At 63.6% G+C, this 16,790-nt stretch carries 19 protein-coding genes; 8 read left to right on the top strand and 11 right to left on the bottom strand.

From position 1 onward, the window contains the following. From RHP72_RS13600 to RHP72_RS13590, 3 genes are all read right to left on the bottom strand, one after another. Positions 1–489: a MarR family winged helix-turn-helix transcriptional regulator gene (locus RHP72_RS13600; RefSeq protein WP_003942624.1), complete on the bottom strand. Its 489-nt coding sequence runs from the start codon at positions 487–489 to the stop codon at positions 1–3. A gap of 154 nt (positions 490–643) precedes the next feature. Continuing rightward, positions 644–1,912, bottom strand: coding sequence for a TRAM domain-containing protein (locus tag RHP72_RS13595; RefSeq protein WP_311094772.1), 1,269 nt, complete (start codon positions 1,910–1,912; stop codon positions 644–646). A 48-nt stretch (positions 1,913–1,960) separates the two neighbouring features. Then, positions 1,961–3,955, bottom strand: a complete 1,995-nt coding sequence (locus tag RHP72_RS13590) for an APC family permease (RefSeq protein ID WP_007732857.1) — start codon at positions 3,953–3,955, stop codon at positions 1,961–1,963. Positions 3,956–4,126: 171 nt separating this feature from the next. Here RHP72_RS13590 and RHP72_RS13585 point away from each other — a divergent pair, with 171 nt between their 5' ends. From RHP72_RS13585 to RHP72_RS13575, 3 genes are all read left to right on the top strand, one after another. Further along, positions 4,127–4,792 (top strand): TrkA family potassium uptake protein, encoded by a 666-nt coding sequence (locus RHP72_RS13585; RefSeq protein ID WP_003942587.1) that lies wholly within the window; start codon positions 4,127–4,129, stop codon positions 4,790–4,792. An 86-nt stretch (positions 4,793–4,878) separates the two neighbouring features. Next, entirely contained in the window at positions 4,879–5,541 is a 663-nt protein-coding gene (locus RHP72_RS13580) for a TrkA family potassium uptake protein (RefSeq protein ID WP_003942632.1), read from the top strand. A gap of 33 nt (positions 5,542–5,574) precedes the next feature. After that, on the top strand, positions 5,575–5,868 hold the full coding sequence (locus RHP72_RS13575; protein ID WP_003942641.1) for a GNAT family N-acetyltransferase: 294 nt from the start codon (positions 5,575–5,577) through the stop codon (positions 5,866–5,868). Here the strand turns inward: RHP72_RS13575 and RHP72_RS13570 are convergent. Further along, the gene (locus RHP72_RS13570) at positions 5,861–6,574 is read right to left on the bottom strand and encodes a DUF3159 domain-containing protein (protein WP_311094771.1); all 714 of its coding nucleotides are present in this window, start codon (positions 6,572–6,574) and stop codon (positions 5,861–5,863) included. The two genes, RHP72_RS13575 and RHP72_RS13570, sit on opposite strands and share 8 nt — an antisense overlap. Positions 6,575–6,626: 52 nt before the next feature. Then, on the bottom strand, positions 6,627–7,001 hold the full coding sequence (locus tag RHP72_RS13565; protein ID WP_003942613.1) for an OB-fold nucleic acid binding domain-containing protein: 375 nt from the start codon (positions 6,999–7,001) through the stop codon (positions 6,627–6,629). Positions 7,002–7,139: 138 nt separating this feature from the next. Between RHP72_RS13565 and RHP72_RS13560 the strand changes: the two genes are divergently transcribed. Further along, a complete protein-coding gene (locus RHP72_RS13560; protein ID WP_007732844.1) occupies positions 7,140–7,865 on the top strand; it encodes an alpha/beta fold hydrolase in 726 nt (241 codons plus the stop codon). 11 nt (positions 7,866–7,876) lie between these two features. Here RHP72_RS13560 and RHP72_RS13555 read toward each other — a convergent pair whose 3' ends face one another. Both RHP72_RS13555 and dut read right to left on the bottom strand, forming a co-directional pair. Next, on the bottom strand, positions 7,877–8,716 hold the full coding sequence (locus RHP72_RS13555; protein ID WP_003942585.1) for a DUF3710 domain-containing protein: 840 nt from the start codon (positions 8,714–8,716) through the stop codon (positions 7,877–7,879). 3 nt (positions 8,717–8,719) lie between these two features. Then, positions 8,720–9,214: a dUTP diphosphatase gene (gene dut / locus RHP72_RS13550; protein WP_003942635.1), complete on the bottom strand. Its 495-nt coding sequence runs from the start codon at positions 9,212–9,214 to the stop codon at positions 8,720–8,722. Positions 9,215–9,255: 41 nt separating this feature from the next. On the opposite strand from dut, the gene RHP72_RS13545 reads away from it, so the two are divergent. Then, complete coding sequence (locus RHP72_RS13545) at positions 9,256–9,753, top strand: DUF3093 domain-containing protein (protein ID WP_003942596.1); 498 nt, start codon at positions 9,256–9,258, stop codon at positions 9,751–9,753. An 80-nt stretch (positions 9,754–9,833) separates the two neighbouring features. Here the strand turns inward: RHP72_RS13545 and RHP72_RS13540 are convergent, their stop codons facing one another. After that, positions 9,834–10,136 (bottom strand): DUF4193 domain-containing protein, encoded by a 303-nt coding sequence (locus RHP72_RS13540; RefSeq protein WP_003942593.1) that lies wholly within the window; start codon positions 10,134–10,136, stop codon positions 9,834–9,836. A gap of 533 nt (positions 10,137–10,669) precedes the next feature. Here RHP72_RS13540 and cei point away from each other — a divergent pair. Beyond that, complete coding sequence (gene cei / locus RHP72_RS13535) at positions 10,670–11,353, top strand: envelope integrity protein Cei (RefSeq protein ID WP_003942618.1); 684 nt, start codon at positions 10,670–10,672, stop codon at positions 11,351–11,353. A 6-nt stretch (positions 11,354–11,359) separates the two neighbouring features. On the opposite strand, the gene RHP72_RS13530 is transcribed toward cei, so the two are convergent. Further along, entirely contained in the window at positions 11,360–12,238 is an 879-nt protein-coding gene (locus RHP72_RS13530; protein WP_042920008.1) for an inositol monophosphatase family protein, read from the bottom strand. Positions 12,239–12,407: 169 nt separating this feature from the next. Here RHP72_RS13530 and ppgK point away from each other — a divergent pair, with 169 nt between their 5' ends. Further along, positions 12,408–13,175 carry a polyphosphate--glucose phosphotransferase gene (ppgK, locus tag RHP72_RS13525; protein WP_042449945.1) on the top strand — a complete coding sequence of 256 codons (768 nt, stop codon included), beginning with the start codon at positions 12,408–12,410 and terminating at the stop codon, positions 13,173–13,175. A gap of 112 nt (positions 13,176–13,287) precedes the next feature. Further along, a complete protein-coding gene (locus tag RHP72_RS13520) occupies positions 13,288–14,712 on the top strand; it encodes an RNA polymerase sigma factor (protein ID WP_370333980.1) in 1,425 nt (474 codons plus the stop codon). A 69-nt stretch (positions 14,713–14,781) separates the two neighbouring features. Here RHP72_RS13520 and RHP72_RS13515 read toward each other — a convergent pair whose 3' ends face one another. Then, positions 14,782–15,591, bottom strand: coding sequence for a tyrosine-protein phosphatase (locus RHP72_RS13515; protein ID WP_047269342.1), 810 nt, complete (start codon positions 15,589–15,591; stop codon positions 14,782–14,784). A gap of 21 nt (positions 15,592–15,612) precedes the next feature. After that, positions 15,613–16,785 (bottom strand): cation:proton antiporter, encoded by a 1,173-nt coding sequence (locus RHP72_RS13510; RefSeq protein WP_003942634.1) that lies wholly within the window; start codon positions 16,783–16,785, stop codon positions 15,613–15,615. Between the last annotated feature and the right edge of the window lie 5 nt (positions 16,786–16,790).

Raw genomic sequence — 16,790 nt, 5'->3', positions numbered from 1 at the left:
TTATCTCCCAATACTTTCTACGCCCGTGTGCGGAACTGCCGGTGAGGCCTGCCGATTCGATGCGCCGAACGTCTCGTTGAGACGTTGCAGCGATGTCACTGCGGCCATGGCCTCTTCCTGGCTCCAGTCTTCGAGCATGTTGCGCAAACGCGCCGCACGCCGCTGCGTGGTTCTCCGTAAAACGTCGTGTCCCTCTTCCGATACTCGGATGCGGAACGCCCGCTTGTCAGCCGGATCGGGATTTCTCTCGACATACCCAGCGTCGACCAGATCCGACATTTGTCGGCTGAGCGACGACTGACTGACACACAGATCGACGGCCAATTCGTTCTGTCGGCACTCCCCACGCGCTGCCAGCATGAACAACACACTGACCAGCGCAGGCGGCAGCAGGCTGTCTGCACCGGTGGTGACCGCGGCTCGCAGCGATCTGCCGAACATGAAGATCGTGTCGACGAGCGCTTGGGCCGTCTCCGGCTGTACCGACATTGCCTACCCCTGAATTCGAGTGGCCCGAACGAGCCGTGACTTGAAAACGGAAAACTACTTGCAGAACGAAACTATACGATTAGTTGCGTAATGCAAGCAACTGTTGTGAACGCGAGAAGCGTCACACCGTTTCAGGGAAAGATTTCGGGACGTCTCAGCGTTCGAGGAGCGCGATGCACTCCATGTGGTGAGTCTGGGGGAACGCGTCGAACGCCCGGAGGCCACCGATTCTGAAGCCCTGCTCCAGGTAGAGGCCGATATCGCGACCGAACGACGCCGGGTCGCACCCGATATGGATTATCCGCTCAACGCCCGTTGCGGCGAGAGCTTCCACGACCGGACGGCCGGCCCCCGCACGTGGCGGGTCGAGCACGACGACAGCAGGCGAACGCTCCAGATCCGCGATGATGTTCTCGACGCGGGCGCTGTGGAAGCGCACCTGACCGAGATCGGACAGCGCTGCCTGCCCGTCCGCGACTGCACGCGCCGAAGATTCGACGGACTCCACCACGCCGGACGGACCGACAAGCTCGGCGAGCGCAGCTGCGAACACGCCGACACCGCCGTAGAGATCCCAGGCCGTGTCCGCGGTAGCGGCTCCGGCCCACTCCCCGACCACCTGTGAGTACGCGGCCGCAGCGCCGCGATGGGCCTGCCAGAAACCGGTCGCGGCCAGCGCCCATTCTCGATTGCCGACGCGCTCGATCACTGTGTCCGATCCGATGGCAACTCGGGTCTTTCGCGGGCCGCCGCTTGCCGCTCGGCGTGCCATCGCGCCGCGTCGCCCGGGCGTCCGCCGTCCCGTCTTGGACACCGCGGGTGCCGCGATTTCCACGACGTGCCGCTCGCCCGCAGCGTCGAGAACGACCTGCAGCTCGCTACCTGGCGCCCACTGCGCACCGCCGAGACCGTCGTACGCGCTCTGATCGATCTGGGTGCACCGCAGGTCTGTGACGATCCGGTTGCTGCGGTACGCGTGGTATCCGGCGACACCGTGCCCGTCCACCGCCAACCGGACTCGCGTGCGCCAACCCGTTCCGCCTCCGGTTCCGGGCAGTTCCTCTACCTCGACGTCCGATTCGACACGAGCCAGTCGCAGAAGCTGCTCCCGCACGACCGAGGTCTTCATCTCACGTTGGACGCTCAGATCCGCATGCGAGTAGTCGCAGCAGCCCGCCCCGCCCGGGCCGGAGATCGGGCATGTCGGATCGATCCGATGCGGAGAAGCGTCGAGAACGGTGATCGCGTCGGCGCGGCAAAACGATCCGCCCTTGTCCTCGGTCACCCGGACCAGCGCACGCTCCCCCGGCAAACCGTGACGGACGAACACGACCCGCCCCTCGTGCCGGGCGACGACGAACCCGCCGTGACCGGGGTTGCCCAGATCGACCTCGAAGGTCTGTCCGGTCCAATTCTCACTCAACGAACTACGCCTGCCATTTCGATGTTGCCGATCATTTTTCGCCGGTGATCATTTCTCGCCGGTGTCGTAACCGCGACGCGTGGCACCTGCGGTCTTCTCGATGTCGAGCGGCTTCGCCTTTGCCGACGAACTCAGCTGCCACGGAACGCTGGTCACCATCACGCCGGGCTGGAAAAGCAGACGACTCTTCAGACGAAGCGCGCTCTGATTGTGCAGGATCTGCTCCCACCAGTGTCCGACGACGTACTCGGGAATGAAGACGGTGACGACGTCACGCGGAGCATCGCGTCGTACACGCTTGACGTAATCGAGAACCGGCTTGGTGATTTCGCGGTACGGCGACTCGATCACCTTGAGCGGAACCGTCACGTCGCTCTTCTCCCACTCACGCACGAGTGCACGGGTGTCCGGCTCGTCGACGTTGACCGTGATGGCTTCGAGGGTGTCCGGTCGCGTGGCTCGCGCGTAGGCGAGAGCTCGCATCGTCGGCATGTGCAACTTCGAGACGAGCACGATCGAGTGCGTGCGGCTGGGCAGTACGCCGTCCCACTCCTGCTCCTCGAGCTCGGCTGCGACGCTGTCGTAGTGCTTGCGGATCATCTTCATCACGATGAAGATCGCGACCATCGCGACGATGGCGATCCATGCGCCGGCAGCGAACTTGGTGATCAGAACGATGATCAAGACGGTGGCGGTCATTGCCAGACCGATCGAATTGATCACTCGCGAGCGCTGCATACGGGCCCGTTGCGCCTTGTCGGTCTCGGACTTCAGATGCCGAGTCCAGTGCTTGATCATGCCCGTCTGGCTGAGCACGAACGAGACGAAGACGCCGACGATGTACAACTGGATGAGCTTGGTGACCTCGGCGCCGAACACCACGACGAATGCGATGGCAGCACCGGAGAGGAAGAGGATTCCGTTGCTGAATGCCAGTCGGTCGCCGCGCGTGTGCAGCTGACGCGGTAGGTACCGATCCTGCGCCAGGATCGATCCGAGTACCGGAAATCCGTTGAACGCGGTGTTCGCGGCCAGAACCAGGATCAGTGCCGTGACGATCGCCATGAAGAAGAAACCGATCGGGAAACCACTGAACACGGCTTCGGCGATCTGCGCGATCAAGGTCTTCTGATGGTAGCCCTCCGGCGCTCCGACCAGCTGTTCCTGCGGATTGTGTGCGTAGACGATGCCGATCTTCTGAGCCAGGATGATGATGCCCATCAGCAGGACGATGGCGATCGACCCGAGCAGCAGCAAGGTCGTGGCAGCGTTGCGCGACTTCGGCTTCTGGAACGCCGGTACGCCGTTGCTGATGGCCTCGACGCCGGTCAGTGCGGCACAGCCCGAGGAGAATGCGCGGGCGATCAGGAACGCGAAGGCAATTCCGTACAGATGCGAATCCTCGGCGTTGAGCGTGAACGACGACGATTCCGCGTGCACATCCTCGCCGAGGACGTAGATCCGGAAGAATCCCCACCCGAGCATCAGGAACATGCCGACGATGAATGCGTAGGTCGGAATTGCGAACGCGGTCCCCGATTCACGGATACCGCGAAGGTTGACCGCGGTCAGCAACACGATCGCCGCAACTGCGAACAACACCTTGTGCTGCGCGACGAACGGTAGCGCCGAGCCGATGTTCGACGCCGCCGACGAGATCGACACGGCGACCGTCAGCACGTAGTCGACCATCAGCGCACTACCGACGGTCAGACCGGCGGTCGGGCCGAGGTTGACCGTCGCGACCTCGTAGTCGCCGCCACCGGAGGGGTATGCGTGGACGTTCTGGCGGTAGCTCGCCACCACCACAGCCATGACGATGGCGACGGACAATCCGATCCAGGGGGTGTACGCATACGCGGAAATACCCGCGACGGAGAGAACCAGGAAGATTTCTTCGGGGGCATACGCGACGGACGACATCGCGTCGGACGCGAAGACCGGTAGTGCAATTCGCTTGGGTAGCAGCGTGTGCCCGAGTTTGTCGCTTCGGAACGGCCGACCGAGCAGGAGCCGCTTGGTAGCGGTCGAGAGCTTAGACACGTGCAAAGCGTAAGCCGTCTCGCCCGATTCGGAGTCATCAGAGCCCCAACTTCACCTTTTGTCGTGACAACCGGCACGCGGGCGACCGTTGTACTTGCTCTTCCCGTGAGTGGCTGTACCGTTCGATTCGGCGTGCAATCGCGCCATGAGGGTCCATGAACGGAGTAGGGCGTGTATGTCGTCATCATGGGGTGCGGTCGAGTGGGTTCTTCCCTCGCCGCGTCTCTGACCAGGATCGGACATGAGGTCGCCGTCATCGACCGCGATCAGAGTGCGTTTCTGCGTCTCGATCTCGACTTCCCGGGAACCAAGGTTCTGGGAATGGGGTTCGACCGTGACGTGCTGGTCCGGGCGGGAATCGAGCGGGCCGACGCCTTTGCCGCGGTGTCCTCGGGAGACAATTCCAACATCATCGCAGCGCGAGTCGCACGCGAGACTTTCGGCGTCGAACGCGTCGTCGCACGTATTTACGACGCCAAGCGTGCCGCTGTTTACGAGCGACTCGGCATTCCCACGGTCGCCACCGTGCCGTGGTCGACGGATCGTTTCCTGCACACGTTGACCAAGGAAAGTCAGACTGCGAAGTGGCGCGATCCTTCGGGCACTGTCGCCATCACCGAACTTGCCCTGCACGAGGATTGGGCGGGCAAGCCGATCGCGCTCCTCGAGGGCGCGACCAGTTCGAGAGTCGCCTTCATCATCCGCTTCGGGACCGGCATTCTCCCCGACCGCAAGACTGTCATCCAGGCCGACGATCAGGTCTACATCGCCGCCGTGTCGGGAACCGTCGCCGAAGCTGTCGCACTGGCCGGCAACCCGCCGCCGAGCGACGACTGAGGGAGGCCGCAGATGACTGATCCGTACGCCGCCCCCCACAACAAGACTGCGACTGTGTTGCACTACAACGTGATTGGAAGTTCTCGATGAAGGTCGCCATCGCCGGAGCCGGCGCCGTAGGCCGTTCCATTGCGCGAGAGCTGATTCGAAGCTCACATGACGTCATGCTGATCGAACGCAAACTCGATCACATCGAACCGGAGTCGGTGCCCGAGGCGAAGTGGGTGCACGCGGACGCCTGCGAACTCAGCAGACTCGAGGACGCGTCGATGGAGTCGTACGAGGTCGTGATTGCCGCGACCGGAGACGACAAGGCAAACCTGGTCCTCAGTCTGCTCGCGAAAACCGAGTTCGGTGTTCGCCGAGTTGTCGCCCGCGTCAACGATCCCCGCAACGAGTGGCTCTTCGACGAGTCCTGGGGCGTGGACGTCGCCGTCTCGACACCGCGGATGCTCGCTTCGCTCGTCGAAGAGGCCGTCTCGGTCGGTGACCTGGTCAAACTGATGACACTGCGGCAGGGACAGGCCAACCTCGTCGAGATCACGTTGCCCGACAACACACCTCTTGCCGGAAAAGCCGTCAAGAAACTCGAACTTCCGCGAGACTGCGCACTGGTCACCATCCTGCGTGGCGGACGCGTGATCGTCCCGCAGATGGACGATCCCATCGAAGGCGGGGACGAACTGCTCTTCGTTGCGGCCGTCGACGCCGAGGATCAGTTGCGCGTTGCACTCCGCCTGGAGAATTGACCGACGAACACACTGACGACGAAAGGGAATCACATGGCACAAGCGCCCGAAAACACCGTAGTCACCGACAATCCGGCCCAGAGCCGGTACGAGATCCATGCCGACGGCGACCTCGCCGGGATCGAGGACTACACCACCTCCGGTGACGTCGTCTCGTTCAACCACACCGAGATCTACCCCGCCTTCGAAGGTTTCGGATTGGCCGGGGTTCTCGTCCGCCAGGCTCTGGACGACCTACGAGCACGCGGCCTCAAGGTTCATCCGGTGTGCCCGTACGTCGTGAAGTTCCTCGACAAGCACCCCGAGTACCAGGACCTGATCAGCTGAGATCGCGGTCTTCGCGCGGCTTCGTCAGATTCACCGAGCCCACCTCTTCGGCCCCTGCGTCCGTGGCGGTGGGCTCGCTGCTTTCGGGCTCCACAACCGGTTCAGGCTCGACGATGCGATCGGCCTTACGCACAGCCCAGACCGTCACGAGCAGCACCAAACCGGTCAACGGCCAACCCATGCCGATACGCGCGACTGCGAGCCATCCGGTGTGGTCGGTGTCGTAGAGCTGTGACTGAACGAGATACCGCGCACCGAAGACCAACGCCCACGCTGCCGTCGCGACGTCGTAGAGCCGGACGGCGGAGCTGTGCTTGCGCCAGAGATTGCCGTGCCCGTTGAGATAGCCCCAGATGATTCCGACGAGGGGCCAGCGTACGAGGATCGAAATCAGGAAGACCGCACCGTAGGCGAGGCTCGTGTAGATACCGAAGAGGAAATATCCTTTGGCGTCGCCGGTGCGGTAGGCGATGAATGCGGAAACTCCGACTCCGAGAAAACCGGAAATAGCGGGTTGGAGGGAATCCTTGCGGAAGAGGCGCCAGGCCGCGATAGCGACAGCGACGCCCAATGCGGCCCAGATTGCCGCGGTGAGATTCCAGATGCTGTTGACCGGGACAAAAATCAGAATCGGCAAAGACGAATAGATCAGACCACTCAGCCCGCCGAGTTGGTCGATTACCGATCGCTGTTGTGTTTCAGTCACCTGTCGAGGGTGCCACAGTCACCGAGTTGCACGGTAAATGCGGGAAACGCGCCTATTCGCCGCGCAGTTCGTAGTAAGGGTTGAAGATCGCCTTGCGACCGTCACGCTCGCCCACACGACCGCGGATCAGCAGGGTCTTACCGGTCTCGATTCCCGGGATCCGGCGACGCCCGATCCAGACGAGATTGATCACCTCGGTGCCATCGAAGAACTCGGCCTCGATACTGGCATTTCCCGACTTGGGACACGCGTCGACGCTGCGGAGTCGGCCCACCATCGTGACTTCTTCACCGCGACGACAATCGCATGCCTTCTGACCTCCGGAAGCCTTGTTGGACTCGGCCATCTCCTGGGCGTCCAACTGGTCGACGTCCTCGGTCAGACGCTGGGTCAATCGACGAAAATATCCTGCGGCGGCGGGTGCCATTGCGCGCTCCTGCGAACATGTGTGACGCAAGGGTTTCGCGTCACGTGAAGGGCTGTGTGATCGCCACTGTAGACCCATTACGAGCGTGTAACCACACCGGTCAGTCCGCGTCTCGGGGGCACCGGGCAAGATCAAGAGATGCAGAACTCGGAATTGGCGACCGTTGCCGTCGTTCTCCCAGGTACAGGCTCTGACGCCCACTTCGCGGACCGCGCATTCCGGGCGCCGCTGGAGGCTCTGGGTGTGCGCATCGTCGCAATTGAACCGGACCCTCGGCGTGTCGTGGACGGCTATCTGGACGCGATGGACAGAGCCGCGGACACGCACGGCCGAATCATCGTCGGAGGGGTCTCGATCGGAGCGGCCGTTGCACTCCAGTGGGCCGCCGACAATCCCGATCGAACCGTGAGTGTGTTGGCAGCGCTTCCGGCCTGGACGGGCTCGGCCGACGACGCCCCCGCAGCAGCGAGCGCGCGGTTCACCGCCGGGCAACTGCGCTCCGAAGGCTTGGAGTCGGTGATCGCTGCGATGCTCGCGTCGAGTCCGGCGTGGCTCGGAGCCGAACTCGAGCGCTCCTGGCGCTCTCAGTGGCCCGATCTCCCGGCTGCGCTCGACGAGGCGGCGTCGTACCACTCACTCGGCGAGAGCGCGCTACGGGCGGTAGGCGTTCCGGTCGGCATTGCGTCGGCGATGGACGATCCGGTTCATCCCGCGTCAGTGGCGCAGGCCTGGGCGGCTTCACTCCCCCGCGGCGCAGTCGCCACGACGACGCTCGACATGATCGGGCGCGACCCCGCGGTTCTCGGGTCCACCTGCATCAAAGCGCTCGCGGCGATCGAATCCGATACCACCGCGAGCGCCTGAAGAAAATCCTGTTACTGACCCAATTGCTGCATGGCAGAACCGGATTCGCCGCTACGAGGCGGCGGGGTCGGCCGTGCTGGAGGTGCCGGCGGAGCGGGCGGTGCTGACTGCTGTTGCTGCTGGGCGGCGACCTGTTGCTGCTGCGCTGCCGCCAACTGCTGCTCGTGTGCGGCCGCCAACTGCTCGGCGAGCACCTGCGGGAGCACCACGGGCAGCGGTGTCCGCACCGGATGCGGCTCTGATCCTCGGTTGACGACGGTGTCACGCAAGATGTCCCGTGCGATTGCCACCAGAGGGGCGTTCGCGGCGGTGGATCCACTCGGACCCGCGACCACGCAGCGCACCATCCACCGGGGACCGTCGACGCCGATGAACCGCAGGTCCATGTTGGCCGTCACAGCAGCCAGTTCACGGCCCCACGGGCCGTTCTCGACGCTCACCGCGGAATTGTCGTCGCGAAGCGACTGCGCGAGCTCGGCAACGACCTCACGCCACTGACCGGGCGATTTCGGGGCGGCGTAGGCAGCAACCGTGATGCGGCCGTGCTCGGTGACCAGGTGCACGGCCTGCGGCGAACCGTTGGGCGCCATCTCGACCTGCAACTGCCCGCCGGTCGGCATCGGCACCAGAACGGAACCGAGATCAAGACGCTGACCGTCACGGCCTGCCGTCGGATCGTCGGAATCGATCTCCGAGATGTCGTAAGGGCCTTCCGATTCGTCACCGAACTCGTCGCCGGTGACTTCGAGATCGTCTTCGACCTCGTCGATCTCCACCGACTCGTCGTTCTCGTCACCGAAGAAGCTGGTGGTTTCCTCGTCGACATCTGTCTTCTTCTTGCGTCCGAACATGATTCAGACTCCCTCTCCGACTACCGCGCCAGGCGCATCGGTATCGAGTATCGCGTGCCCGCCGCTGGAACCGTAGCCTCCGGTTCCTCTGGTCGTGTCGTCCAGCGATTCGACTTCCTCGAAAACCGGAAGTTCGACTCGTTGAACCACGAGCTGAGCGATTCGGTCACCGCGGCGGATGTCGATGGCTGTGGCCGGATCGAGATTGATCAAGCAGACCTTGAGTTCGCCCCGGTATCCCGCGTCCACGGTTCCGGGCGCATTCACGATCGACAGTCCCGATTTGGCGGCGAGTCCGGAACGCGGATGGATCAACCCGACGGTGCCCACCGGCAAAGCGATCGCGATCCCCGTTCCGACCAGTGTTCGGTGTCCGGGTTCGATGGTGACGTCGCTGGTGGAGCACAGATCCACACCCGCATCTCCGGGATGCGCACGCTGTGGAACGGGCAGGTCTGGATCCAGTCGCTTCAAGGCGATGGAGAGATGGTCGCTCACGTGGGCCAAGACTACTCGTAGCGACGGACTATCCTTGACAGGTGCCCGAAACATCTCGACCTGACGTCGCCACCACAACGCCCCCGTCCACGACGCTGTACTCCGAGCGCCTGTGGGTGCCGATCTGGTGGTGGATCGCCGGGTTGGCCGTAGCCGGACTCCTCGCGGCCGAGGTCCACATGGGCCGCCCGGGGCTTCTCTCGTACCTGGCGTACGTCGTACTACTCCCGATCCCGATCTGGGCGGCATTCTGGCTCAGCCGGATGCGCGTCGAGGTGGTGGAGACAGCAGGGGTGAAGGAACTGCACGTGGGTAGAGCCCACCTGCCGGTGGAATTGATTTCACGGGCGGCAGCAGTGCCGGCTTCCGCGAAGAGTGCTGCGATGGGGCGCCAACTCGATCCGTCGGCGTTCGTCCAGCATCGCCCATGGGTCAAGACAATGGTGTTGATCGTGCTCGACGACCCGGAGGATCCCACGCCGTACTGGTTGGTGAGCACACGTCGTCCCGCTGATCTGCTGGCTGCGCTGGATCTCTGACCAGCGCGGTCACAGCAAAGCAGTACTTCCCGACCCTTGGTCGACCCTCGCGCTGACGGGTCGACCACCGGGAAGGGAGATCAGGCAGCGCAGTCCATGCATACGAGCTGTCCGTTGGCATCACTGGCCAGGCGGCTGCGGTGATGAACCAGGAAGCAGCTCGAACACGTGAACTCGTCTGCCTGCTTCGGAACAACTCGAACCGAGAGTTCCTCGCCGGAAAGGTCGGCACCCGGCAGCTCGAAGGACTCCGCGGTGTCCGTCTCGTCGATGTCGACGACGGCTGACTGCGCTTCGTTGCGTCGCGCCTTCAGCTCCTCGAGCGAGTCCTCCGAAACCTCGTCGGACTCTGTACGCCTCGGTGCGTCGTAGTCAGTTGCCATCTCGTCTACCCCATCCTCTTCGTGTATCCCGGTCCCGTGTGCGCCGAGAATCCGGTAGATCCTTGATGCGCATGGAAACCGCCGTGGCATCCAGATCATTCCCTGTCGCTGCATAACGCTGCAGGACTGGAATTAGTGCCCGGAAGTTCCTTCCGAGAACGTGATCTGCGCCTCATTTGGTTGTCGTTTCGGCGTCCGGCCGATGCCCAGTTGAACGACCTGGGCCGCCAGACAGTAGCCGACGTGAGCACGAAAGTAGTAACCGAATCGGAAATTTCCGAAAAATGACTGCGAATTGTCACCAAGGCAAGAGCAAGCTGTGACCTTTCTACGATGTTTTCGGGCCGAATCCGGGTAGAAACAGGCCGGTAATCGGCCAACTGCCGTTTCGCAATCGACAAGGACTCGACGCGTCGAGCCTCGCTTCGGCTGTCTCGTCACACAGGCCCTCTAAGGTAGGCACCGAACGTCATGCCGGCGCCGCTCGGCCCGATGGCGAAGTAGAAGTTTCGTCAAGAAAGTCGAGGGATACCGTGGTTTCTCTGATCACCGAAGGCAGCTCTACCGATGACCAGGGACGTCCGTTCCGCCGTCGGCGCGCGTGGCCGGTGATCGCCGTGTTCGCGGTACTCGCATTGATCGGCAGTGTCTTGTGGGTCCGCATCCTGAGCGCCGAGGCGGAAGTCAGTGACACCGTCGCCTGCAACCTGCCGCAACCTTCGTCCGATCCTTCGGCAGCGGCGCCACTACCGCTGGGAACCGTCGTCGACCGCTCGAAGCTGCTCGACGTGGATCCCGCTCCCCTCGCCGCCACCAAGGTTCGTGTGTTCAACGCCAACGGTGAACACGGTCAGGCGGCCCAGGTGGCAGCGCAACTGAGCGAGTTCGGCTTCTCCAGCGCGCCGGACGTCCAGGTCGGAAACGACCCCGTCTACGTCGACCAGAACATGGAGTGCCAGGGTCAGATCCGATTCGGAGCGAACGGCCTCGCCGCCGCCAGTTCCGTCTGGCTGGTCGCCCCCTGCGCCGAACTGGTCCAGGACGGCCGCGGCGACGACACCGTCGACCTGGCTCTCGGCACGTACAACAAAGGCGCCCTGACCCCCAACACCGACGCCACCGCGATCCTGCATGCTCTGGCCGAGCAGCCCGCAAACGCCGAAGTCGCTCCGATGGACATCGCACTGCTCAAAGCAGCGCGCACGGCGCGATGCTGACAGGCCTCAGCTCGGAATCGGCTGATCTGCGCCGATCGAACTGAGCATGTGCGCGAACTGCTCGGCGATCGCCGGAGCGACTGCGTAAACGACATCGCCGTCGGCCGACGTGGAATTGGGCGCCGGGACGTTGATGACGGCGCCCGCTTCGGAAGCGATCAAGGAGCCGGCTGCCCAGTCCCACGGACTCAGTCCGTGTTCGAAGTGAGCGTCGACCCGGCCGGTGGCAACCATGCACAGATCCAACGCAGCCGAACCGATGCGTCGGATGTCGCGGACCTGCGGCAGGATCTGCCCGATCAACGTGCCCTGCACCTTCCGGCGATCCGCTCCGTAACCGAAGCCGGTGGCCAACAGCGCCATTGACAGCTCGGTCACCTCATTGGCTTGCAGGTCGCTGACGACGCCGTCGGCCGTGGTCATGGTTGCACCGCCGCCCCGATGCGCGGCGTACGTGGTTTCCAACGACACGTCGACGACAGCCCCGGCTACCGAGACCCCGTCGATCTGTACGGCCACCGAGATGGCGAACGCGGGGATTCCGTAGAGAAAATTCACCGTGCCGTCGATGGGATCGACAACCCATCGAACTCCCGCGGAATCGTCGGTGTCTCCGCCACCTTCCTCACCCAGGATCGAATCTGCAGGCCGCCATTGCGCCAGAAGGTCGCGAATCACCTGTTCGGTTTCGGTATCGACCACCGTGACGGGATCGGTGGGCGTGCTCTTCGCCGCAACCGAACCACCCTCGGCGGCACCGGAACCCACCAGGCCGAATACCTCGGGCCGACGCAAGCGGACGTGTTCGGCTGCGCGTTCGGCGACGGCTACGGCTACTTCCCGCAACTGTGCGGGGTCCAGAGAATCGGCGGAAAAGTCGGGCATCGTTCTTTCTGAAGGGCGCACCGGACCATCGCAACACATCTCTACCGAGGGGCACCACTCGAACGTCTCGAGGTGGGCGGTTCGAGAGGACGCGCCCGGGTCCTTGTTCGGGTTAGTGTTTGCAACGGTAGATCGTGACCTCGAATTCGACACTCAGGAGCGCAGGACGATGACAACCACAGGTTTCGGGATCGACGTCGGCGGCAGCGGCGTCAAGGGCGGCACGATCGACCTGAGCACCGGGGAAATGATCGGTGACCGCATCAAGATCCTGACCCCGCAGCCGTCCACACCCGATGCGATCGCGGGCACTGTCGCCGAGATCGTCGAGCAGGCCAAGTGGACCGGTCCGGTCGGCATCACCTTGCCCGCTGTCGTGACCGGCGGCGTCGCGCGAAGCGCCGCGAACATCGACAAGTCCTGGATCGACACCGACGCGGCCGCTCTGTTCGGCAAGGCGCTGGGCGGGCGCGAGGTCACCGTCCTCAACGACGCCGACGCTGCCGGAATCGCCGAGGACTCGTTCGGAGCGGGCAAAGACACCTCCGGCGTCGTGATCTTGTTGACCTTCGGCACCGGAATCGGATCTGCCGTGCTGCACAACGGAGTTCTGTTGCCCAACACCGAGTTCGGTCACCTCGAGGTCGACGGCAAGGAAGCCGAGCACCGGGCGGCGTCGTCGGTGAAGGAGAAGAAGGACTGGAGCTACAAGGAGTGGGCCGTCGAGGTCTCGCGAGTTCTGACCACCTTCGAGAACCTGCTCTGGCCAGATCTCTTCATCGCCGGAGGCGGTATCAGCCGCAAGCACGAGAAGTGGATTCCGCATCTGACCAACCGCACCAAGGTCGTCCCCGCCACCCTTCTCAACACCGCCGGAATTGCCGGAGCTGCGCTCGCATCGGTCGGACTGACCAGGCCGGCCTCCGTCGCCGGATGAGAATACCCGCACGTGAAAAGCGGAAAATCTACCTGTTACGGCCCGCCGTGACGTAAGAGTTTCCTGAGAGTCGTTACAATGGTGAAGTCCGGCTGCGCGCCGGCCAACAACCATTGACCTCTCCGCCGGATCACCACTCTGGCGTGACGCCGCACGACACCGTCACGAAAGGGCGTACGTGGCAGCCACCGATACACGTCAGACTGCTGATTCTCCATCAGAGTCAGAGCCACAATCTCCAGCCGTGGAGGCGGCCACCGTCACCGCTCCGGCAGCCAAGAAGGCTCCGGCGAAAAAGGCCCCCGCCAAGAAGGCAGCAGCAAAGAAGGCTCCGGCCAAGAAAGCTCCGGCCAAGAAGGCAGCAGCTAAGAAGGCCAGCCCCAAGAAGGCCGGCGATCCTGACGCCGAAGACGGCGATGTCGAGTTGGAAGACATCGACATCACGGACGGCGACCTTGCCGAGGTCGAGTCCGATGTCGTCGAGGTCGTAGCAGTCGGCGAAGACGAAGAGACCGCTGCAGAGCCGTCCGAGAAGGACAAGGCTTCCGGCGACTTCGTCTGGGACGAGGAAGAGTCCGAGGCTCTCCGTCAGGCACGCAAGGATGCCGAACTGACGGCGTCCGCCGACTCGGTTCGCGCCTACCTCAAGCAGATCGGCAAGGTCGCACTCCTCAACGCCGAAGAGGAAGTCGAACTGGCCAAGCGCATCGAGGCCGGCCTCTACGCCGTGCAGATCATGCAGGACCTCGCTGACAAGGGCGAGAAGTTGCCTGCGGCTCAGCGACGCGACATGAGCTGGATCTGCCGCGACGGCAACCGCGCCAAGAACCACCTCCTCGAGGCCAACCTCCGCCTGGTCGTCTCGCTGGCCAAGCGCTACACGGGCCGCGGCATGGCGTTCCTGGACCTCATCCAGGAAGGCAACCTCGGTCTGATCCGTGCAGTCGAGAAGTTCGACTACACCAAGGGTTACAAGTTCTCGACCTACGCCACGTGGTGGATCCGTCAGGCCATCACCCGCGCAATGGCCGACCAGGCTCGCACCATCCGTATCCCGGTGCACATGGTCGAGGTCATCAACAAGCTCGGCCGTATCCAGCGTGAGCTGCTCCAGGACCTGGGCCGTGAGCCCACGCCGGAAGAGCTCGCCAAGGAAATGGACATCACGCCGGAGAAGGTGCTGGAAATCCAGCAGTACGCGCGTGAGCCGATCTCTCTCGACCAGACCATCGGCGACGAGGGCGACAGCCAGCTCGGTGACTTCATCGAGGACTCCGAAGCTGTTGTCGCAGTCGATGCCGTCTCGTTCACCTTGCTGCAGGATCAGCTGCAGTCGGTACTCGAGACGCTGTCCGAGCGCGAAGCCGGCGTGGTTCGCCTCCGCTTCGGTCTCACCGACGGTCAGCCGAGGACTTTAGACGAAATCGGACAGGTCTACGGCGTCACGCGTGAGCGTATCCGCCAGATCGAATCGAAGACGATGTCGAAGCTGCGCCACCCGTCGCGTTCGCAGGTTCTGCGCGACTACCTCGACTAGTCACACCAGCTATGCACACAAGAGCCGCTCTCCGGATCGCCGGAGAGCGGCTCTTGTGCGTTTGCCGCCTCAGACCAAGAGTGTGTCCCGGAGTTGTGCGACATCGTCCTCGCTCAACTGAAGGCCGTCCCGGACGTAGTTGTCGAAGTTGCCGTACACCCGATCCACCGTGGCGAAAGACGTGTCCAGCCAAGACTGTTCGACGCCGTCGATGAACGCGCTCCCCGTGCTGGGTCCGGTGAGGTACTGATTGCTGAGCATGTAATCGGCGTTCACGTCGGTGCGACTCACGCCGAGGACGGTCAGGAGAACTGCGGTCATCCAACCGGTACGGTCCTTGCCCGCCGAGCAGTGGTAGAGGACTGCACCGTCGGTGTTCGCGACGTTCACCAGCGCGTCGTGGAATGCGCGGCTCGCCCCCGGATCGGTCACCATCAACGCGTACATCGTCGGCATGTCCACCAGCGCCGGGAGGTTGGCGGGGTTGGTTCCGATGACGTCGAACCAGTTGCTTCGCGCCCCGTTCGGAAGGCGATCCTGCGAGAGCGTTCGTTCGACGACCGTACGGAAGTCGTCGACCGATTCCACTCCGCGTTCGCTCAACGACGCGAGATCCGACGGTGTCAGCTTGTCGAGGGCATTCGAGCGAAATACCTTCCCCCACCGAACGGTCTGCCCGTCCGCGGCGACGTAGCCACCGATGTCACGCGCGTTCGACGCACCCTCGAGGTGTAGCGATCGATCCGTGGCAACCTGCGCAGCTGTGGGTCCGGCGTGGTCGAGAGCGGGAATTCCACCGGCGAGCGCCGGGACCGGTGCACACGAGATGATCAGCGCACACAGAGCGGTCGCGGCGGGACGGGCGATTCTGTTCGACATCCGGACAGAATAGGACCGCAATCAGGACTTCGTACGAACCTTGATGTACAACGAGGCGACCGGTTCGATAACTCTTGCCGCCACCGGGCCGATGACCGCCATCAGGAGCACGTAAGCAGTTGCCAATGCGGCAAGTTCGGCGTCGACGGCGCCTGCGGACACCGCGAGGCCTGCGATGATGATGGAGAACTCACCGCGGGCGATCAGAGCGGCACCGGCGCGCGCCTGACCCATTCGCGCGACACCCTGACGTCTGGCCGCCCAAGCGCCGGTTACCAGCTTCGTGATCGCCGTGACCACTGCCAGGATCGCGGCCCATCCGAGGACTGGCGGAATGGAACTGGGATCGGTGTTGAGACCGAAGACCACGAAGAACATTGCGGCGAACAGATCTCGAAGGGGCTCGAGCACGCGACTGGCATTGTGCGCCGTCGACCCCGAGATCGCGATTCCGAGGAGGAATGCGCCCACAGCCGCCGACACCTGCATCGCCGAACTGATGCCGGCGACCAACAGTGCGGCACCGAGCAGCTTGAGCAGGAGCGTCTCACTGTCGGGACTGTCGAGGAGGGCGGAGACGTACCGTCCGTATCGGAGGGCCACGACAAGAACCACGGTGATGACCAACAACGAGATCCCGACCGCTTCGAGCCCGCCCATGAAGCTCACGCCCGCGAGCATCGCGGTCAGAATCGGCAGGTACAGCGCCATCGCCAGGTCTTCGAACACCAGAATCGAAAGCACGACCGGTGTCTCGCGGTTACCGAGGCGCCCCAGGTCGCTGAGCACCTTGGCGATGATTCCCGAAGACGAGATGTAGGTGACGCCGGCCATGACCGTCGCCCCCACGACGCCCCAGCCGAGCATCAAGCCGACAACCGCGCCAGGGGTGGCGTTGAGGACGATGTCGACGATGCCGGCTACCCGCGAGCGTTTGAGACCGGTGACGAGCTCGGCCGCAGTGTATTCGAGCCCCAACAGCAGCAAGAGCAGGACGATCCCGATCTCACTTGCCAGATGGGAGAACTCGCCGATGTCGCCGAGCTGGATGAAACCGCCCTGTCCGAAGCACAGGCCGCCGATCAGGTAGAACGGGATCGGCGACATGCCGACGCGAGCAGCGAGCCGTCCGAGCAGTCCGAGCGCGAAGAAGACCGCGCCGAGTTCGATCAGTGCGAGGGTGGTTGTGTCCACGCGCC

This window comes from Rhodococcus sp. SG20037 (genome assembly GCF_031763325.1).
Lineage (GTDB): Bacteria > Actinomycetota > Actinomycetes > Mycobacteriales > Mycobacteriaceae > Rhodococcus_F > Rhodococcus_F qingshengii.
The sequence above is the reverse complement of the archived record's forward strand: the minus strand, read 5'-3'. Positions and strand labels throughout refer to the sequence as shown.